Origin of the sequence: Candidatus Dorea massiliensis AP6, from assembly GCF_964245105.1 — a bacterium.
Classification (GTDB): Bacteria; Bacillota; Clostridia; order Lachnospirales; family Lachnospiraceae; genus Laedolimicola; species Laedolimicola intestinihominis.
In genome coordinates this window covers 1-613 of record NZ_CAXTKW010000052.1, presented here as the reverse complement: position 1 = coordinate 613, position 613 = coordinate 1, and the positions used below count along the sequence as shown (strand labels likewise).

Here is a 613-nt window from a genome sequence, read left to right as displayed (position 1 = left end):
AGCCGGTAACGGATAGCGGGCCGGGCAAGGAAACGCCTCCCGCTCCCCCAAAAGAGCCGGAGAAGGTTTCCGTTTCTTCGGAGCCGGAAAAAAAGACGGAACCGGAGGTAAAGAACCCGCAGGTTTCCGTCTATAACTTCGCTGAAATTATGAAGGAAAAGAAGGTCGAGGAACGGGCGGCAGCTCCCAGCGGGGAAAAGCCTGCCCCGGCAAAAACGGAAAAACCGGAAAAGCAGCCGGAGGCTCCGAAGAAAGCGGAGGAAAAACCCAAAGAGCCGGAACAGCCGAAGCGCCGGGGCCGTCCCCCGAAAGCAGATAAGGACAAGGCCGCAACCCCGAAGCCCGAAGCTCCCGCACAGAAACCGGAAAATGCGGTCAAAAAGGAATCGGAGAAAAAAACGGCGCCAACGGTACAGGCCGCTCCCGCTCCGAAGGAACCCGAAAAACCGAAGGATGCACCACGCCGGGGCAAGGAACAGATCGTCTATATCAAGCTGAACGAGCTTCACGCCTTCAAGAACCATCCCTTTGAGGTTCGGGATGATGAAGAAATGCGGGCTATGGTGTCCAGCGTCAAGGACAAGGGCGTGACCCAGCCCGCTATCGTCCGTCC

The 613-nt window shown here is 57.7% G+C and carries 1 protein-coding gene; it reads left to right on the top strand.

The features are described from left to right. The coding region (locus ACESZP_RS17965; RefSeq protein WP_499709955.1) for a ParB N-terminal domain-containing protein at positions 1-613 on the top strand (613 nt) is incomplete at both ends.